The following is a 17,910-nucleotide window of genomic DNA, read 5'->3' on the forward strand; positions in this document are numbered from 1 at the left end:
AGCTCAACGGCCATCAGCTTGAACTCCTTGTCAAATCTTCTTCTCTCTTGTGACATAGCGTTAAGGTATTAAATTTTCGCTTAACTTAATGTCCGGATAAAGGTAGCAACTCCAAAATGAGGCAGAAGAAAAAGTAAGTAAAACTCCCCTCCTTGGTTAAGTCATTGATCCCGGACTTGTTTCGGGAGAGGGGCAGGGGTGGTTAGACACAGTACTACGAAAAACCTTCAAACCATTAAACAATTTCTAAGTATAAGCATTTCACTATATTTGCTTCGCCGAAGATTTATGGCAACAAAATCCGGCGGATAACGAACAACAGTAACAAAACCTACATACCCCATGAAAACCGTAGACCAGTATAACTTTGCCGGCAAAAAGGCATTGGTGCGTGTTGACTTTAACGTGCCGCTTGACGAGAAGTATAACATCACAGACGATACCCGCATCCGCGCGGCTGTACCCACCATTCGTAAGATCATGAACGACGGTGGCGCGGTTATCCTGATGTCGCATTTGGGACGCCCTAAAAACGGACCTGAGGAAAAATTCTCGCTGCGCCATTTAGTAGACCGGCTGGCCGATGAATTTGACACGGTGGTACGTTTCTCTCCGGATGCCATTGGCCCTGAAGCACAACAGATGGCGGCTGAACTAAGACCGCGTGAGATACTGCTACTCGAGAACCTGCGTTTCCACAAAGAAGAAGAAAAAGGCGACCCTGCTTTTGCACAGGAACTGGCTAAACTGGGCGATGTGTACGTAAACGATGCCTTTGGTACAGCACACCGCGAGCACGCCTCCACAGCAGTAATTGCCCGTTACTTCCCTAACGATAAATTAATGGGTTATGTAATGCAGGCTGAGCTGGACAATGCCCGCCGTGTGCTGGACAAAGTGGAACGACCTTACACTGCCATTATGGGTGGCGCCAAGATATCGGATAAGATACAGATTATTGAACGCCTGATGGACAAAGTAGACAACCTGCTGATAGGCGGCGGCATGTCTTATACTTTTGTAAAGGCCGACGGCGGCGACATTGGTTCTTCTTTAGTGGAGGCTGATAAAATTGACCTGGCCAAGCGCCTGATCGCTATGGCCCGCGAAAAAGGCGTTAACCTGATGATACCAGTAGACTCTGTTGTAGCCGACGAGTTCAGCAACGATGCCAACGTAGATACATGCACAAGCCATCATATCAAACCAATGTGGATGGGACTTGATATTGGTCCTGAAGCGCGGGATCAGTATGCAGAGGTAATTCGCAACTCTAAAACCATACTTTGGAACGGCCCGATGGGTGTGTTTGAAATGTCGAACTTCTCAGTTGGTACCGAAGCCGTAGCCGAGGCCGTAGTAGAGGCAACACGCCGTGGCGCTTACTCGCTGATTGGTGGCGGGGATTCTGCTGCTGCCGTTAACCAGTTAGGCTACTCTGATCGTGTTTCGTATGTATCTACAGGTGGAGGCGCGTTGCTTGAGTACATGGAAGGACGCACCTTGCCAGGTGTAGCTGCTATCGAGCGTAACGATTACTAAGTTTATACTTTAAGCTATACTTCAAAGTCCCCGGTTGCAGCAATGTGGCCGGGGACTTTTTGTTTTTAAAGTGCAATAACCAAGGCATAAGTTCGCTTTAAGCTTAAATTACTTCTTTCCAGCTCACACAAAAAACTAGCAAACAGCTTATTAAGTAAAATATTACAAACTACTATCCGTTTATACCCGGATAATAAGCGGGTATTAACGGCTACAGGGGACATTTTAGAGCTTCGCTTTATTCTGTATTATTTACTTAATCCTATTTAAACCAAATTGGCCGCCCTTTAAAAAATAGGTTACGGACAAAACTCGTATCTTTTAGACATTCGATCCCGGCCATTTAGTATTTCCGGTGCCTTTTGATTAAAAGCTCGTTTACATTTTATATATTGTATTAGCTATTTAAAGACGTGGATGAGCACATTATTCGGCAAAAAATCGATTGTTTACATTAATCAAGAGATCAAACCACCTTCGCACATAGTGTCAATAACCGTATGTTTACGCATAGCCGCTAGTTGTGCGTAATATGAAGAAGACAATTCTGCCTTTGGTAATTGGGATACTGTTTTATAGTTGCAGTAAAAATGTGACAAGACAAAAACACGATTACGCTATTTTAGAAAGAAAAGAAATAGGTATAATGGATACTTTAACCGTGAACGTGTTTGGTAAAGTATTTAACCCTAAAATAAGAATTGATCTACCACATGCAGATGTAAGATTATCTAATAATCAAAATTTGTATACTGCAAACTGTGATAAAAATGGAGAATTTAAGTTCACACATATTCCTTCTGGAAAATATCAAATAAGAGTCTCCTTTATTGGATATACCGGTTTAACTGACTCTGTAGAATTTAAAACAGGTGAAATAGTGGAGCTAAACATTAAAATGTGGACTTATTATTAACAAAAAGGAAGAAATAATCCGCACAACAACACCTAAACGTCAGCCTACGGCCGGCGGCCTCCACCACCGTTTAGCCCAACCGTTAACTGCTACCCAAAAAATCCTGACATTATGAACATCTTACAATGGAAATCATTGCGAAGTTTACTCTAATAATTTTTGGTGTTTTCTTAATTGGATCAGGAATTCTTATGCTAATAATCCCAGCATTTGTAAGGTCAACTTTAAGAAAGGCTGGAAGCACAGCGCTTATCAACTATGGAGAATTGTCTCTTCGAATGATTCCTGCAATTGCTTTTATCCTTTACGCTGAACATTCGATTCATCCGCCATCATTTAAGATTATTGGGTGGTATATTGTACTCACTTCAATTGTATTAATGATAATCCCACGGAAATTTCACCACAGACTTTCAAATCGATTTGCTGACTTTTTAACTCCTCGAATGTTTACATTAATTTCCCCCTTTGCTGTTATGATTGGAGGATTTCTCCTGTATATAATTTTATAAATTACAGATATGAGCCAGATAGCTAACATTGCTTTTATGCATGCCTGCTTTTTCAGGAACTACTCAGGTAAATCAAACTTAATTAGTCCTAAGTAAAATGGCGGCAAGTGCGCAAATGCAGGCACGTTAACATAAGCAACCATACACGAAAAACTATCACCAAAAGCGAATGAGTAAATCCGACACGCACGATCAGCGCATTGCAAAAATGACCTTTGCATCGGTCTATCCATTATATCTGGCAAAGGTGGAGAAGAAAGGCAGAACAAAAGAAGAATTGCACCAGGTTATAGAGTGGCTAACAGGCATCAGCAACAAAAAGCTGCAGGAACTACTAAATGATAGTGTAACTTTTGAAACATTCTTCCAGCACGCTTCCCTAAATCCCAATGCTAAACTCATTACTGGTGTTATCTGTGGGTATCGTGTAGAGGAAATCGAGAATCCGTTAACGCAGCAGGTTCGGTATTTAGATAAGTTGGTAGATGAACTGGCCAAGGGCAGGAAACTGGATAAGATATTGCGCAGTTCGTAAATTGTAAGGCAGCAGAATAGCTCTACCCCAAAGCGCCAGGTAGCCTCATTCAACATAAACATCACTATGGAAAAAAACAGTAACATAGATTATGCACAGACGTTTTACCATGGCACCAAAGCTGATCTGAAAACAGGCGACCTGATCGAAGTTGGCTTTAACTCCAATTACGGCAAAAAGAAAAAAGGGAAATACATTTATCTTACAGCCATCCTGGATGCTGCTATCTGGGGAGCTGAACTTGCCCTGGGCGAAGGGCGTGAAAGAATTTACCTAGCAGAGCCAACCGGTGCAATTGAAGATGATCCAAATCTCACTGACAAGAAATTTCCAGGCAATCCCACATAATCGTACCGTTCTCAGCATCCGTTTAAAGTTATTGGGGAGGTAACCGATTGGCAAGGGCATGCCCCCGAGCAACTCAACGCCATGAAAAACCACCTCGCCGAACTTGAGCGGCAGGGCATTGAGGCAATAGAAGACTAAAACAACGAACAACCGTCTTAGCTGCATTAACCTGCTTTAAGCTTATACTTCTCCCCCATATTTATTAACTTGTGTGCTAAAGCTCAAAAGTATAGCCTTATAAAGTATGGGCAAGCCAAAAGAAATTCTGCGGCAATGGGTTGAGGCTTTTAATAAAGCAGATGCCCATGCATTAGCAGCGCTTTATCATCCAGATGCGGTAAACCACCAGGTAGCCAACAAACCTGTAGAGGGGAAAGACGCTATACGGGAGATGTTTGAAAACGAGTTTGCTGCCGCTAAAATGGTTTGCCTCGTCGAGAATATGTTTGAAGACGGCGAATGGGCCATACTGGAATGGAAAGACCCGATGGGGCTTAGGGGCTGTGGCTTTTTTCATGTGGTAGATGGCAAGATCATCTTCCAGAGAGGCTACTGGGATAAACTTTCTTTCCTGAGAGCCCATAACCTTCCCGTACCCCAAGCCTGATTTTAAAGTATAACAAAAAAGCTAAAAAGATATTAAGCCTCCACGCCTATGAAAAAGTACCTTATTATTGCGCTACTCGTTTTTGGTTGCTTAAAAGCCAATTCCCAGGACGATAACTGGACCTGGGGCGGACCTGTAGATCTGGCACAGGCAGCTTATGATGTAAAGCATTACACCTTAAACCTGGCTGTGAACCCTGAGGATAAGTCAATTGCCGGCTGGGCAGAAGCAACGGTGGCCATCGTGTCGCCGATAGAGCTTATCAGGCTCGACCTGATTGACAGGTACAAAGTAAGCGAGGTACATGTAGATGGAAAAAAAGCGCAGTACACCCGAACCAAAGACGGACTGGATGTGCAGCTAAAGAAAAAGTATAAGCCGGGGCAACGCGTAAAAGTTAAAGTAAACTATGCCGGCATTACACCAGAGGCCGTTCGTCCGCCATGGCAGGGAGGCTTTACATTTGCGAAAGATGCCAACGGCAAACACTGGATTGGCTTGTCGTCGCAGAACGAAGGAGCCAAGATTTTTATGCCCAGCAAAGACCACCCCTCCGACGAGCCTGAAGAAGGCGTAGACCAGCATATTACCGTGCCGGCACCTTATAAAGTGGCGGCCAACGGTTTGCTTATTTCAGAGAGGGAGAACAAAGGCCAGATAACTTACCACTGGAAAACCAATTACAGCATTAACAACTACAACATTAACTTTACGGTAGGCGATTTTGTGAAGTCGCAGCAAAATTATACTACCGTAAATGGCAACACCGTGCCCATGGTTATATACCTGCTGCAGCAAAACGAGGCCAGGCTTCCGGAGTTGATGGCTGTGCTGGAAAACAGTGTGCGTACCCAGGAGAAGTATTTTGGCGAATATCCTTACTGGAAAGAAAAGATCGGTATCGTAGAAACTCCATACTTAGGCATGGAGCACCAGACCATTAACGCTTACGGCAACAACTACAGGTTTACCAAAGTAGGCGATGTAACCCACGACTGGCTGCTGTACCACGAGTTGGGCCACGAGTGGTGGGGCAACAAAGTAAGCGTAAAAGATTGGGCTGATTTCTGGATACAAGAAGGCCTTTGCACCTACGGCGACTGGTTGTTTATAGAGGAGCATGGCGGCCACGAAGCTTACCTGAACCACGTAAAGCAAATCGGGCGTAATATCAGAAATGAAAAGCCAATCATTGTAAAAGAGTTTGCCACTTCCGATGAGGCCTACCACGGCGAGATCTACACCAAAGGCGCTTATGTAATGCATACCGTCCGCTATATTCTGGGAGATGAGGTTTTCTTTAAAACCATTAAAGGTTTCGTAACTGATTCGGCGTATATACACGGCAACCAGGTAAAGACTTTCGATTTGCAGAACTACATTAACACCAACACCAATCATGATATAACGCCTCTTTTTGATATGTACCTGCGCACCACCAAAGTACCGGAAGTGCTGGTAAAACAGACCGGCGACAACACGTATACTTTGCAGATTACTAACATCAACTTCAGTTTACCCATGGATGTTAAAACCGATTCCGGCACACAACGCTTGCAGCTGTCGAATAAGCCTGTAATGGTAACATCAAAGCAAGCACCTGTAGTAGATGAGAAGGGCTGGTATCTGAAGAAAGTAACGACGGAAAAAAGGAGCAGCTAAAGTATAAAGTATAATTATTGGCAGTCTGCTAGTGCTTACCCAATACCATTGACTTAAAAATTAAGCTGTCATTTCGACCTTCGGGAGAAATCTGAATTATTGCGGAACTGTGAAATGCTCCAGATTTCTCTCAACTACGCTGGCCCCTTTCGACTCGCGTCTCAGGCATATTCGAAATGACAAAAGCTGCTGTACCCTTCGATATTGGAGCTGCGCAAAGTATAAACCACGGCTATACTTTACTTTATTCATCCAGGCTTACTACTACCTTTCCCCTGGTTTTTCGGGTTTCTACCTGCTGGTGGGCTTTGGGTAAATCCTTGAAAGTATAGACATGTGAAACGTGCGGTCGTAAATGTCCCTGACGCATCAATTCTGCTATCTTTTCCATATCCTCAGCACTGGAGTGCACCAGGTAGTTCTTTGCCGCTATGCTGCGCTTCTTCGCCTCTTCCTGCACCGCCTCTTTTGCTCCGCCAAGTATAGATACAATGGTGCCGCCGTCTTTTAAGGCTCCCAATGATTTACGGGTATTTTCCTCCCCCAGCGAGTCCAGCACAATGTCAGCGTCCATCACTACTTTGGCAGGGTCGTACTGGTGGTAATCAATCTGCTCGGCAGCTCCCATGTTTCTGATAAAGTCGTGATTCTCTGGTGACGCCGTGCCTATAACTGTAGCCTTAAAGTATGAGGCAATCTGCACCGCAAAATGGCCTACACCGCCAGCAGCTGCATGTATCAATACTCGTTGGCCCGCTTTTAAACCGGCCTGGTGCACTAGCGCCTGCCATGCCGTAAGGGCGGCTAAGGTAGCGGCGGCGGCTTCGTGGTGCGGAATGTTGGCTGGCTTGTGGGCCAGATGTGCCTCTGGTGCGGCAACATACTCGGCATAGGCTCTGCCCTGTCCCGGAAAATTAACCATCCCAAACACCTCGTCGCCTTCTTTAAATACTTTAACATCCTCTCCCACTGCCTCTACCACACCCGAAATATCCCAGCCAATAATAACCGGTGGATTTTCTGCCAGTGCATTATAAAAGGCTTTTCCTTCACGTGTTTTCGTATCAACAGGGTTTATACTGATGGCTTTTACCTTAACAAGCAATTCACCTGCTTTTGGAGTGGGCTTATCTATCTCTTGTATCTGAAGTTTTTCGATGCCTCCGGGTTCGTTTACTACATATGCTTTCATAGTCATGCCTTTCATTCTGGTATTTAATCATCTTCAACTTTTACTTAGACAAAAGGTTTTAGTGCGGCAAGTGTTTCTTGGCAGGCTGATGCTGTAACCTTATCAAGCATATCGTTTCAGAAGTGAGCACACTATAAGAATTGCTAGGTTTCTGATAATCGCCGCTTTACAATCCAGAAATTACATTTTACTTTTCATCTGCCTAAAAATTACCGTTCTTTGCACCATCACACAGGATAAACAAAAACTCAGATGGATTTTAAATTCTTCAAGAAATTAGTACTGATTGGCCTGATGGTATACTTGCCGTCGCAGGCAATGGCATGGGGTATGCTGGGGCACCGCATTGTAGGCGAGATAGCCGATAGGCACCTGACTAAAAAAGCACGCAAGAATATTGAGAAAGTACTTGGCAACGAATCCGTTGCCATGGCCAGCAACTGGGCCGACTTTATAAAATCCGACCCGTCGTATGACTACTTGGGTCCATGGCACTACATCAATTTTAAGCAGGGCCTTACCCTTGACCAGTTTACAGCCAGTATAATGCAGGATACCACTACCAACGTGTATACTAAACTGAACATGATGGTAAGTGAACTGAAGAAGAAAGACCTGCCACAAGACAAAAAGGAAATGTACCTGCGCCTGGTGATCCACATGGTAGGCGACATTCACCAGCCGATGCACGCTGGCAGACCAGAAGATTTAGGTGGCAACAGGGTAAGACTGACCTGGTTTAATTCCCCTACCAACCTGCACAGGCTCTGGGACGAGCAACTGATCGAGTATCAACAACTGAGCTATACCGAATACGCCACTGTACTTAACTATGTAAGCAAAACGCAGCGCAGCACCTGGCAGCAGGCCCCGATCAGCACCTGGATACATGAGTCTTACCAGATAGCTGATAAGCTGTACGCAGGCGTAAAACCGGAAGAAAAACTTGGCTACAGGTATAACTTTGACCACGTAAACACTATGAACGAACAGCTGTTGAAAGGTGGCGTTAGACTGGCAGGTTTACTGAACGAAATCTTCGGATAAATTTTATACTTTAATACATTTGAGGCCCCGGCAAGGTATTCTATACTCTGCCGGGGCTTTTGCTTCGATGAGCTTATACTTTTTCTGGCCCTCTGCCAGAAGAAGTAAATTCTGCAACAGCACAACATCCATATAAATCTATACTATTAGCCTGAGCCATTTAAAAGAATCTTTCCTATATTAGTAACCTCTACCATATTACAAAGCCGGAAGCAAACATGTACTTAAGCCTCTTTGATATCGTCATTCTGTTTGGTGCGCTGCAGGGGCTTATACTTGGTTTGGTATTACTCTTCTCGCGGCCGGAAGAACGCATTTCAGGCAGCAAAAACTTTTTGGCGCTGCTGGTGCTCATACTTGTTTATAACGGCCTCGAAACCTTTAGCTGGAGTTCTAACATTACCACATTCAATTACTTTTTCAGCCTGTTCCCGAACGTCCTTATTTTTGGACTTGGGCCTTGTTTATACTTATACATCCGGTCTTTTACACAGCCTGAAGGATTCTCCACAAAAACGTTACTCAAGCATTTTGCCATAGTGGGAGTGCAGCTTGCGCTGCGCCTTTTTATACTTCTCATCGCCACCCTTAACCAGCGCGGCACTGTGCTGGGCCTTTGGAGTGCCGACCTGGACGTATTGCACAACGTGGCTTCGGATAACCTGGCGGTCGTGGCATTCTGGTTTTACCTGGTGCTTTCGGGTAGGGAGTTGTGGCTGCAGAACAAGCGTAACCAACTAGCCCCTGAAGAAGAACAAACACCCTATAAATGGCTGCGCACGCTTTACCTGTTCACCGTGCTGTGGGGCGTTGCCTGGGCCGTAACTATGGTTTACCCTGTGGTGTTTAAAGCAAACCAAAGTAGCTACTACTATCCTATCGAGGTATTGCAGGTATTGTTTATTTACTGGCTGGGCATTACCGGTTTTTACCGCATTAAAGTAGTGCAGGTAGAGTCGCAGAAAAGAACCAACGCATACTTTGAGGGGATAGATAACGAGGTAGTTGAGAAGTGCGAAAAGGCACTTTCGAAAGCCATGGAAACTGATAAGTTATACTTGGATCCGGAGCTTACGGTAGGTAAACTGGCCGATCATATCAACATCAGTTCTAAAACCATTTCGGCGGTACTTAACCAGCACCTGCAAAAAGGCTTTAGCGAGTACGTTAACGATTACAGAGTTGCTGAAGTAAAGCGCCGCCTAGCACGCCACGAAACTAAAACCTTGACCATTGCCGGTATTGCCCTCGATTCGGGGTTTAACTCCATGGCTACGTTCCAGCGGGTGTTCAAAGCCTCTGAGAACATAACGCCAAAAGAATTTGTAGCGCTGGTAGCCGAAAACAAATCACAGAAGGTCTGAAAGTTTATACTTTTTATACTTCTGCGAATCTAAATACCTAACTTACTATCAACATAACACCTTTACATGAAAGACTATAAGAAATACTACATTATCCCGGCTTCTCCGGACGAGGTTTACGTGGCCCTGACCAAGCCCATTACAATACAGCTTTGGTCTGGCGACAGTGCGGTAATGTCTACAGAGCCTGGGTCTGAGTTTGAGTTGTTTGAGGGCAGCATTGTGGGCAAGAACTTAGAGTTTGAAGAAAACAAAAAAATCGTGCAGCAATGGTATTTCGGCGAGCAGGAAGAACCCTCTATTGTTACCATCAAACTGCACCCTCATAAGTATGGCACCTCGGCAGAACTGCGCCACAGCAACATCCCCGATGAGGCTTATGATGATATTACACAAGGTTGGGACGAAGCCTATTTTGGTGCACTGATTGAGTTCTACGAAGACTAATAGCATTATACTTTGTACTCACCCAACTCCATCATGAAAACAACATACCTACTGCTGTTAATGGTTTTTACCTGCCAGTTTGCGCTGGCACAGAGCGGCCAATATGTACGCAAAACAAAAGAAACAACCGTTGTTCATTACGCCGAAGACCAAAGCCATGCTATTGTTAATGGTGTAAAAACCAGCAACAATGTCATGTATCTTTTTAAGCCTGACGAGATCGTTTTAAGGCGGGTCCATTCAGAAAATGTGAGCATGCACGTTTTAGTGTTCGGTATTGAGGTAAAAAACAGCAACCACCCTGTACTGAAATATTTTGAGCATCAGGCAAAGCTTAAGATCCGAAACAAATACTTTGAGCATAATACACTGCCAAAGATCAACCCAGCACAGGTGGCTTCGCTTGCATTTCATAAGGGAGATGATCAGTCAGCCAGCTACCTGGAAGTAACACTGCTTGATCCGGAAAACACACCTAAACAACAGTACAAATACGGTACAGTAACGGAAAAAAGCCAGTATTACGACGTAGATGGCCGAATAGTAGACACCAGCACAACGCCCCTGCCAATGCTGCGCAAAGGATCCTTTACTTCAGAAACGCTTTGCTGCAAAGAAGCATACGAAAAATATCACGACCTCAGGTTTATAAAGGGAATTCAAGTGATGTGCTCAAACTAAAACCCTGATTTTCCAGTCTTTGTTAAAATTATTTATCCATAAGCAACCTGAAATATAACGTCTGCATCTAATCAACATGACACATTAAAAGGCAGCAGAACCTATACTCACAAAAACTATGGGAAAATAATTAACGCAGAATAACGCTTATCAAAAGCCGAAAAAGTAAATTGCCTGCTCATTATTCAGGGCATTTTACGGCTGGCCCCGAAATTTTTACGATACTTGTACTTTAGTCTTTTATACTTCTGGTACAGGCCTTACTATAGCAAGCAAGACGCAAAGTATTGCGTCTCTACATTCCGAATAACGAACAACTAATAACGAATAACTAAAAGCTGTCTCTCCTGTTCAGGTAATCCAGCACCTCCTCTACCTTAGCCAGATCACCCATGTTGCCATACTTGTGTATGCGTTCCATTTCGCCGGCTATCAATTGGGCGCGCGTGCCTGTTACCTTTCCCTGAGAATGCACCACCTTTTCGCACCACGACAGGTTTCTGCCGGGGTAACTGTATACTTTCAGCTTCGGGTAATGTTCCTGTACAGCAGTTACAGCCGTCATAAAAGCGCGAGGCTGCTGAAACGGAGAGGCTGTTGCAATTACACTTTCATAACCAATCTTTTTGGCATGCTTTATGGCGTTCTGTGCTTCTACGCGCGTGTTCAGGCTGCTTGTGCCTGGGGTTACTGGCACAGGCTCTATCTCCTCCTTTTTTATGCCAAGCTTTTCCAACTCCTCTAGCCAAGCATCAAACCCGGGGTAACCACTCAAAGGTTCTGTTTCCAGAAACATGACTTTTTTTGCCAGTTTGTTGCTCAGTAAGTATACAGCAGAGGCAAATACCGACTGCTGATTATCTTCTGTCTGCCCGAATAGGAAAACGGCATCGGCTGGTGCCGGTGGCAGGGTGTCGCAGAGGGTACGGATGATGAGTTCTTCTAGCATAGGAGCAATATACGAAGCAATGGCTTTTTGGTAACTTGTTTAAAAGTATATAATGATTTCCTGCGGAAGTGGTAAATTGCAACATTAACCCAGCAACACAAACATGAGAATATTTGTACTTTCTGCCATACTTGTACTTCTAACCATGACCGCTTACAGCCAGCAGCACTTAGATAATGAGGCTCTTTTAGCACCGGTAAAGCAACAACTGGAGGCTTACAACAACCGCGACATAGAGAAATTTGCCAGCGCCTTTAGCGAGGATGTGAAAGTATACCGCCAGCCGGGTGTGCTTACCTATCAGGGCCGCGATGAGTTAAAAAAACGCTACGGTGCCATGTTTGCCGCCACCCCGGATCTGCACTGCGAAATAGTAAACCGCATTGTTGCCGGTGAGGTGGTAATAGACCAGGAGAAAGTGCAGCGAACCAAAGGTCAGCCCCGAACCGATGCAATTGCCGTTTACCGTGTAAAGAATGGTTTGATAGTTGAAGTGACGTTTATACCTCCTGTCAGCAATTAGCCTGTACGTATAAATTGTAGTTTCTACTTTATACCTTTGTACCCATGGCAGAAGAACAAAAGAACAATCCACTGCACGGCAAAACGCTGCAGGCAATTCTCGAACACCTCGTGGACTACTATGGTTGGGATGAACTCAGCCACAAGATCAACATCAACTGCTTCAAGAACAACCCAAGTATAAAATCCAGCCTGGCTTTTCTGCGCAAAACCCCTTGGGCAAGAGAGAAGGTGGAGAGCTTGTATCTTTATACTTTGCGGAGAGGGTAAGGGCAAGTTTTTCTAATTACCGTTTCCAACCACCCCTGCCCCTCCTTGTCTAAGGAGGGGAGTTCTTTACTTACTGAAGCAAGCGCTGATTTCTTGTAGCACGGCATCTAACTGTTGGAAAACATCTTGATTTTCAAATCTCAGAACTTTGATGCCTAGTTTATATAGCTTTTGATCTCGCACCATATCTGCCTGTTCCGCAACAGAATGCTCGTGCACTTGCCCATCTAACTCAATTGCCAGACGTTCGGAAGGGCAGTAGAAGTCAAGTATAAAGTTACCTATGCTGTGCTGGCGTCTAAACTTGCGACCTTCCAACTGAGAATCATTCAGATATTTCCATAGCTCTGCTTCTGCAGGAGTTAAATTTCTTCTTAGCTCCCTGCGGTTATCCCTCAAATATTTTCTATTATGAAGCGCCATTCCAATCCCTTTTTCGTAAACCAGCAAAGTTGAGTAAACGCAAAAAAGTACATTAAGTAGGTAAAACTCCCCTCCTTAGACAAGGAGGGGCAGGGGTGGTTGGAAACGGTGCTGAGAACCGGCTTCACCACAACCTACCCATGTACCTACATTATTTTTACACAAAAATTTGGATTTCTGAAAATCGTGTGCATACTTTGCATCTGTAAAGTCAATTACCCTCACAGGATTTGATTTATAAAGAAGAAGGGAGAGAACAGGCTCTGTGAACTTCTAGCAACCAGTTTAAAAACAAGGTGCTAATTCCTGCCTAAAAAATTTAGGGGATATAAATTCACAAAAATGAAAATTTCAGTATCTCATCTTGCTGCCGCACAGGCAAACATTTTCAACCGATCAAACGTCGGCACTACTACTTTACAATCTACGCATTTCTGTTGTTGTTGCTGTTGCTGCTAACACAACTGGGCAAAGTATAAACCTGTTGTAGCACTTTCGGTGCTCATAATAATTAATACTCTTGCTGCAGTCTCCTGAGTAGCCCTGGCTTTCTGTGTCCTTACCAGAAAGCTACTGGAGTAATTGTATCTATATTTTTGGGTACGTCACCTCCTGTCCTACTCTTTTCCCAAGTCATTTTAGCAATACTAATTCAGGTGATATTTCCTCACCTGGCTGGCTATACTTATACTTTTAATCAGAAACAACTATGTCTACATCAGTAAAACCAATCGCTATTTTCTATGAGCACCAGGAGTGGTTTAAGCCGCTTTTCAACGAGCTCGATCAGAACGAAATTCCATATGTTAGTCTGGATGCTGCCCGCCATACCTATGACATTACGGCACAGGAAATCCCTTACAGCTTATTCTTTAACCGCATGAGCCCATCGGCTTACCTGCGCAACAACGAGAACGGCATTTTCTACACGTTAAGCCTGCTGGCACACCTTGAATCAAAGGGTATTCCGGTGGTAAATGGCTACAAAGCCTTTCAACACGAAACCTCTAAAGCGCTGCAGCTTAGCTTGCTGGAGAAACTAGGACTGCCTTATCCAAAATCAAGAGTCATCAACCATGCCTCACAGGCCATTGCTGCCGCAGAAGGATTGCGTTACCCGATTGTGGTAAAAGCAAACATAGGTGGTAGCGGCGCTGGCATCACCCGCTTCGACTCTCCTGAAGAGTTGGCCTTGGCTGTATCTACAAACCAGATCAGCCTGGGCATAGACCACACGGCGCTGGTGCAGGAGTATATTACGGCTCGTGACGGCCACATCAACAGAGTAGAGACCTTGGGCGGTAAGTACCTGTATGCCATTAAAGTATACACCGACGGTGAAAGCTTTAACCTCTGCCCTGCCGACATATGCCAGACTACTGGCGGCAAAGAGCTGGTGCGTAACGCCTGCGCCATCGATGCCCCCAAAAATGGCATGCGTGTAGAAGCCTATACTCCGCCACAAGATGTGATTGACGCTATTGAGAAGATTGTGCAGGAAGCCGGCATTGACGTGGGTGGCATCGAGTACATGGTGGATGACCGCGACGGGCAGCTATACTATTACGATGTAAATGCGCTGTCGAACTTTGTGGCAGATGCTGTGAATGTGATAGGTTTTAACCCGCACGCACGCCTGGCAGAGTACCTGGTAACAAAAGCTGAACTTAAACTGGAGGAGGTAAAATAATGGAATTCGGATATTGGTTACCCGTTTTTGGAGGATGGCTGCGCAACGTGCCTGACGAAGGCATGGACACCTCTTGGGACTACATTAAAAAGTTAGCCCAAAACAGCGAGAGCTGGGGCTACAGCCTGTCACTTATAGCAGAGCTTTACCTGAACGATATAAAAGGTGAAGAGGCTCCGGCACTAGATGCCTGGTCTACGGCAGCGGCACTGGCAGCTGTAACAGAGCAGATGGAAATAATGGTGGCAGTTCGACCTACCTTCCATAACCCGGCGCTGCTGGCAAAGCAGGCGGCAAACATTGCGCACATCAGTAACAACAGGCTTTCGCTAAACGTGGTATCGTCGTGGTGGCGCGATGAGGCTCTAAAATATGGCATACAGTTCGAGCAACACGACGACCGCTATGCCCGCACCAGCGAGTGGCTGGATATTATTACCAACGTGTGGGAAAAAGACCACTTCAGTTATCAGGGCAAATACTATAACCTGGAGGATAACATCTTGCAGCCGAAGCCAGTCAAAAAGCCATTCCTGTATGCTGGCGGTGAGTCTGAGGCAGCTAAGAACATGATCTCAAGCCAATGCGACGGCTACGTAATGCACGGCGACTCCCCTGAGCAGATCGGCAAACGCATCGACGACATGAAACGCCGACGCGACGCGCTTGGCCTGCCTCCGCTTAAATTCGGTGTGGCTGCTTATAGCATTGTGCGCGATTCTGATGCTGAAGTTAAAAAGGAGCTGAACCGCATTACAAATGTGCAAGCATCAGCAGCTGGTTTTAAGAACTACCAGCAATGGCTATCAGGTACGCAACTGGAGCAGCAACTGTCTCTGCAGGATTACTCGGTGTCTAACCGTGGGCTGCGTTCTGGCTTAGTAGGTACGCCAGCCCAGGTACAGGACAGAGTGGCCGAGTTCGAGGCAGTAGGTGTTGATTTCTTCTTACTGCAGTGCAGTCCGCAACTAGAGGAGATGGAGCGTTTTTCTGACTCGGTTATCAAAGCGCATACTTTATCAGCCACTGCTTAACATAATTATCACACTTTAAACAACCAGTTAACTAAACTAACCTGAATCCCCTGTCGCTTTTAGCAGCAGGGGATTTTTTATTACACACCCATCATCAAAAAAGCTTAATATACCAGCTACTTTGATAGTTATGGTGTTAGTACAACCCTTCTACTAGGATATTTTGATCTTGCCATCTGTCAGTTGTTTGAGCTCCCCCTGGTCCAAAGATTCCCGGAGCACTCTTACAACATGCTCCTGGTACTTCGGCTCAAACTGCTGCACCAGCTCTTTTGGCAAGTATGGCTTAACCTGCAGTAGCTCTAAAACTTTGCTGCGTAGCTGTGTCTCATCCTGCCCTTCGCGTTGCTTTTTACGTTCGGCAAGGCAGTAGTCGCAGATGCGGCAACTGGTATCGTTTATCTCACCAAAGTATGCGAGTAAGAGTTGCGTGCGGCAGCGGTTTGTGGTTTCTACATAATGCACCATCTCCTTTGCCTGTGCCTGGGCTCGCTTTCGCAGCTGGCTTAATTTGGCTATGTCCAGCACCAGGGTATTGGCATCCTGACGGGGTTTAGTGAACACCAGTTGTGGCGAGTCGTGCTGCGGTTCATACACCAGTAACTGTAGCTTTTGCATGTACTCCAGCTTTTTGCGCAGTTCCTGCTCCGTTAGGTTCAGTTGTTTTGCCAGCTTTGGCTCCGAAATCTTCACAAAATTCACAAACGCTTCGCCGCCATAGGTGCGAAGTATAGTCTGTATCAATTTATCCAATGTCGGGTTCGCAAGCTGAAATTCGTAGAGCGCAACATTCTCTACTGTGAAGTATAACCTGGAGGGAATATAGTAGCCCTCATTCAGTTGAATATAGCCTTCGCTTTCCAAGCGTTTTATGGCATGGTGCACCTGCAGCGCCTGTAATTTATACTGCTTTGAAAAGTCAGCAAGGTCAAAGTCAAAGCTGCTGAGCAAACCACTGCCTACTGCCAGCTGGTAATAATTAGCCAGGCACTGGTAAACCCTTCGGATAAACTCCACAGGCGGGTGGGCGTCTTCTATTTTCTGCAGCAGTTCGTTCGTGTCGTTGGGTCCGTAAAGTATGGTTGCATAGGCATACTTTTCGTCGCGGCCAGCCCGGCCTGCTTCCTGATAATAGGCTTCTAAACTTTCAGGCAGATCTATATGCACAACTAACCGCACATCAGGTTTATCGATGCCCATACCAAAAGCGTTAGTGGCTACCATTACCCGTACTTTATCTTCTATCCAAAGTTGCTGCACCTGGCTGCGTTCTTCAAACTTTAAACCGGCATGGTAGGCAGCAGCTGAAATACGTCGGCTCTTCAGAAACTTAGCCAGCTCCACGGTTTGCCTGCGGCTACGCACATAAATTATACTTTGGCCCTGCATGCGCTGCAAGATCTCGAGCAGGCGTGATACTTTATCTTCGGTGTAAAGGCAGGAGTACGAAAGGTTGGCCCGGGCAAAGCTTTTTTGGAAAACGTTAGGCTTCGGGAACTTAAGTTTCTCCTGGATGTCGGCTTTAACAGGCTCGGTGGCAGTTGCTGTAAGGGCAATAACCGTTACTCCCGGAAGTATACTCCGGAGTTCAGCCAATTGCAGGTAGGGCGGCCTGAAGTCGTAGCCCCATTGCGAAATACAATGCGCCTCGTCTACGGCAAGCAACCCCACTTTCATCTTCTTTACGCGCTCCTGAAACAACTCTGTAAGCAAACGCTCCGGCGACAAGTATAAAAACTTAACACCACCGTACACACAGTTATCCAGAGTAATGTCAATTTCGCGGCGGTTCATGCCAGAGTAAATGGCTACCGCAGAAATACCCCTGTGTTTTAGCTGCTCTACCTGGTCCTTCATCAGGGCGATAAGCGGCGTAATTACCAGGCACAACCCATCCAGCGCCATGGCCGGCACCTGAAAGCAAATAGACTTGCCACCACCCGTAGGCAAAAGCGCCAGCGTATCGTGCCCGTCCAGCACCGAACGGATAATATCCTCCTGCAAAGGCCTGAACTGCTCATAGCCCCAATAGGTTTTAAGGATGTGGTGGATGTCTTGCACTTGGTGTTGGCTGAATTCAACCGCTAAGATAATGCTTTGTGTTATATTAGCAGAAATTAGCAGGGCAACCTTGGAAGCGTAAAAAAGCCCTTGCTTCAAAAAGCAGGG

18 protein-coding genes, 1 pseudogene and 1 riboswitch are annotated in these 17,910 nt (G+C 45.5%); of the genes and pseudogenes, 15 read left to right on the forward strand and 4 right to left on the reverse strand.

Features of this window, described 5'->3' with window-relative positions:
• Window positions 1–342: 342 nt before the first annotated feature.
• From K0O23_RS18660 to K0O23_RS18690, 7 genes and pseudogenes are all read left to right on the forward strand, one after another.
• Entirely contained in the window at window positions 343–1,542 is a 1,200-nt protein-coding gene (locus tag K0O23_RS18660; RefSeq protein ID WP_219878976.1) for a phosphoglycerate kinase, read from the forward strand.
• Window positions 1,543–2,074: 532 nt separating this feature from the next.
• A complete protein-coding gene (locus K0O23_RS18665; RefSeq protein ID WP_219878977.1) occupies window positions 2,075–2,458 on the forward strand; it encodes a carboxypeptidase-like regulatory domain-containing protein in 384 nt (127 codons plus the stop codon).
• Between the two features lie 125 nt (window positions 2,459–2,583).
• Entirely contained in the window at window positions 2,584–2,970 is a 387-nt protein-coding gene (locus K0O23_RS18670) for a hypothetical protein (RefSeq protein ID WP_246597216.1), read from the forward strand.
• Between the two features lie 169 nt (window positions 2,971–3,139).
• Complete coding sequence (locus K0O23_RS18675) at window positions 3,140–3,505, forward strand: DUF2200 domain-containing protein (RefSeq protein WP_219878978.1); 366 nt, start codon at window positions 3,140–3,142, stop codon at window positions 3,503–3,505.
• 66 nt (window positions 3,506–3,571) lie between these two features.
• A pseudogene (gene arr / locus K0O23_RS18680) lies at window positions 3,572–3,991 on the forward strand (NAD(+)--rifampin ADP-ribosyltransferase).
• Between the two features lie 106 nt (window positions 3,992–4,097).
• Window positions 4,098–4,460 (forward strand): nuclear transport factor 2 family protein, encoded by a 363-nt coding sequence (locus K0O23_RS18685; protein WP_219878979.1) that lies wholly within the window; start codon window positions 4,098–4,100, stop codon window positions 4,458–4,460.
• A gap of 48 nt (window positions 4,461–4,508) precedes the next feature.
• Complete coding sequence (locus K0O23_RS18690; RefSeq protein ID WP_219878980.1) at window positions 4,509–6,122, forward strand: M1 family metallopeptidase; 1,614 nt, start codon at window positions 4,509–4,511, stop codon at window positions 6,120–6,122.
• A gap of 244 nt (window positions 6,123–6,366) precedes the next feature.
• On the opposite strand, the gene K0O23_RS18695 is transcribed toward K0O23_RS18690, so the two are convergent.
• A complete protein-coding gene (locus tag K0O23_RS18695) occupies window positions 6,367–7,314 on the reverse strand; it encodes an NADP-dependent oxidoreductase (RefSeq protein ID WP_219878981.1) in 948 nt (315 codons plus the stop codon).
• Between the two features lie 252 nt (window positions 7,315–7,566).
• On the opposite strand from K0O23_RS18695, the gene K0O23_RS18700 reads away from it, so the two are divergent.
• The 4 genes from K0O23_RS18700 to K0O23_RS18715 all read left to right on the forward strand — a co-directional run bounded on the left by K0O23_RS18700 (window position 7,567) and on the right by K0O23_RS18715 (window position 10,853).
• Window positions 7,567–8,361, forward strand: coding sequence for a S1/P1 nuclease (locus K0O23_RS18700; RefSeq protein WP_219878982.1), 795 nt, complete (start codon window positions 7,567–7,569; stop codon window positions 8,359–8,361).
• Window positions 8,362–8,579: 218 nt separating this feature from the next.
• Entirely contained in the window at window positions 8,580–9,725 is a 1,146-nt protein-coding gene (locus K0O23_RS18705; protein ID WP_219878983.1) for a helix-turn-helix domain-containing protein, read from the forward strand.
• A 66-nt stretch (window positions 9,726–9,791) separates the two neighbouring features.
• A complete protein-coding gene (locus tag K0O23_RS18710) occupies window positions 9,792–10,172 on the forward strand; it encodes an SRPBCC domain-containing protein (protein WP_219878984.1) in 381 nt (126 codons plus the stop codon).
• A gap of 33 nt (window positions 10,173–10,205) precedes the next feature.
• Window positions 10,206–10,853: a hypothetical protein gene (locus tag K0O23_RS18715; RefSeq protein WP_219878985.1), complete on the forward strand. Its 648-nt coding sequence runs from the start codon at window positions 10,206–10,208 to the stop codon at window positions 10,851–10,853.
• Between the two features lie 331 nt (window positions 10,854–11,184).
• On the opposite strand, the gene K0O23_RS18720 is transcribed toward K0O23_RS18715, so the two are convergent.
• Entirely contained in the window at window positions 11,185–11,802 is a 618-nt protein-coding gene (locus tag K0O23_RS18720) for a YdcF family protein (RefSeq protein WP_219878986.1), read from the reverse strand.
• Between the two features lie 103 nt (window positions 11,803–11,905).
• Between K0O23_RS18720 and K0O23_RS18725 the strand changes: the two genes are divergently transcribed.
• Both K0O23_RS18725 and K0O23_RS18730 read left to right on the forward strand, forming a co-directional pair.
• The gene (locus K0O23_RS18725) at window positions 11,906–12,325 is read left to right on the forward strand and encodes a nuclear transport factor 2 family protein (RefSeq protein ID WP_219878987.1); all 420 of its coding nucleotides are present in this window, start codon (window positions 11,906–11,908) and stop codon (window positions 12,323–12,325) included.
• 44 nt (window positions 12,326–12,369) lie between these two features.
• Entirely contained in the window at window positions 12,370–12,594 is a 225-nt protein-coding gene (locus K0O23_RS18730) for a VF530 family protein (RefSeq protein ID WP_219878988.1), read from the forward strand.
• A gap of 66 nt (window positions 12,595–12,660) precedes the next feature.
• On the opposite strand, the gene K0O23_RS18735 is transcribed toward K0O23_RS18730, so the two are convergent.
• On the reverse strand, window positions 12,661–13,044 hold the full coding sequence (locus K0O23_RS18735; protein ID WP_317195713.1) for an endonuclease domain-containing protein: 384 nt from the start codon (window positions 13,042–13,044) through the stop codon (window positions 12,661–12,663).
• Between the two features lie 205 nt (window positions 13,045–13,249).
• Window positions 13,250–13,352: riboswitch (SAM riboswitch) on the forward strand.
• Between the two features lie 374 nt (window positions 13,353–13,726).
• Between K0O23_RS18735 and K0O23_RS18740 the strand changes: the two genes are divergently transcribed.
• Both K0O23_RS18740 and K0O23_RS18745 read left to right on the forward strand, forming a co-directional pair.
• Complete coding sequence (locus K0O23_RS18740) at window positions 13,727–14,707, forward strand: ATP-grasp domain-containing protein (protein WP_219878989.1); 981 nt, start codon at window positions 13,727–13,729, stop codon at window positions 14,705–14,707.
• On the forward strand, window positions 14,707–15,741 hold the full coding sequence (locus tag K0O23_RS18745; RefSeq protein ID WP_219878990.1) for an LLM class flavin-dependent oxidoreductase: 1,035 nt from the start codon (window positions 14,707–14,709) through the stop codon (window positions 15,739–15,741). The genes K0O23_RS18740 and K0O23_RS18745 overlap by 1 nt, the downstream gene beginning before the upstream one ends.
• A gap of 153 nt (window positions 15,742–15,894) precedes the next feature.
• Here the strand turns inward: K0O23_RS18745 and K0O23_RS18750 are convergent, their stop codons facing one another.
• Window positions 15,895–17,802: a RecQ family ATP-dependent DNA helicase gene (locus tag K0O23_RS18750; RefSeq protein ID WP_219878991.1), complete on the reverse strand. Its 1,908-nt coding sequence runs from the start codon at window positions 17,800–17,802 to the stop codon at window positions 15,895–15,897.
• Window positions 17,803–17,910: the final 108 nt, after the last annotated feature.

Source organism: Pontibacter aydingkolensis (assembly GCF_019443125.1).
Lineage (GTDB): Bacteria > Bacteroidota > Bacteroidia > Cytophagales > Hymenobacteraceae > Pontibacter > Pontibacter aydingkolensis.

Bases quoted from the DNA above. Each gene is read 5' to 3' on its own strand.
- K0O23_RS18660 (WP_219878976.1), top strand. From the start codon at position 343: ATGAAAACCGTAGACCAGTATAACTTTGCCGGCAAAAAGGCATTGGTG.
- K0O23_RS18665 (WP_219878977.1), top strand. From the start codon at position 2,075: ATGAAGAAGACAATTCTGCCTTTGGTAATTGGGATACTGTTTTATAGT.
- K0O23_RS18670 (WP_246597216.1), top strand. From the start codon at position 2,584: ATGGAAATCATTGCGAAGTTTACTCTAATAATTTTTGGTGTTTTCTTA.
- K0O23_RS18675 (WP_219878978.1), top strand. From the start codon at position 3,140: ATGAGTAAATCCGACACGCACGATCAGCGCATTGCAAAAATGACCTTT.
- K0O23_RS18685 (WP_219878979.1), top strand. From the start codon at position 4,098: ATGGGCAAGCCAAAAGAAATTCTGCGGCAATGGGTTGAGGCTTTTAAT.
- K0O23_RS18690 (WP_219878980.1), top strand. From the start codon at position 4,509: ATGAAAAAGTACCTTATTATTGCGCTACTCGTTTTTGGTTGCTTAAAA.
- K0O23_RS18695 (WP_219878981.1), bottom strand. From the start codon at position 7,314: ATGAAAGCATATGTAGTAAACGAACCCGGAGGCATCGAAAAACTTCAG.
- K0O23_RS18700 (WP_219878982.1), top strand. From the start codon at position 7,567: ATGGATTTTAAATTCTTCAAGAAATTAGTACTGATTGGCCTGATGGTA.
- K0O23_RS18705 (WP_219878983.1), top strand. From the start codon at position 8,580: ATGTACTTAAGCCTCTTTGATATCGTCATTCTGTTTGGTGCGCTGCAG.
- K0O23_RS18710 (WP_219878984.1), top strand. From the start codon at position 9,792: ATGAAAGACTATAAGAAATACTACATTATCCCGGCTTCTCCGGACGAG.
- K0O23_RS18715 (WP_219878985.1), top strand. From the start codon at position 10,206: ATGAAAACAACATACCTACTGCTGTTAATGGTTTTTACCTGCCAGTTT.
- K0O23_RS18720 (WP_219878986.1), bottom strand. From the start codon at position 11,802: ATGCTAGAAGAACTCATCATCCGTACCCTCTGCGACACCCTGCCACCG.
- K0O23_RS18725 (WP_219878987.1), top strand. From the start codon at position 11,906: ATGAGAATATTTGTACTTTCTGCCATACTTGTACTTCTAACCATGACC.
- K0O23_RS18730 (WP_219878988.1), top strand. From the start codon at position 12,370: ATGGCAGAAGAACAAAAGAACAATCCACTGCACGGCAAAACGCTGCAG.
- K0O23_RS18740 (WP_219878989.1), top strand. From the start codon at position 13,727: ATGTCTACATCAGTAAAACCAATCGCTATTTTCTATGAGCACCAGGAG.
- K0O23_RS18745 (WP_219878990.1), top strand. From the start codon at position 14,707: ATGGAATTCGGATATTGGTTACCCGTTTTTGGAGGATGGCTGCGCAAC.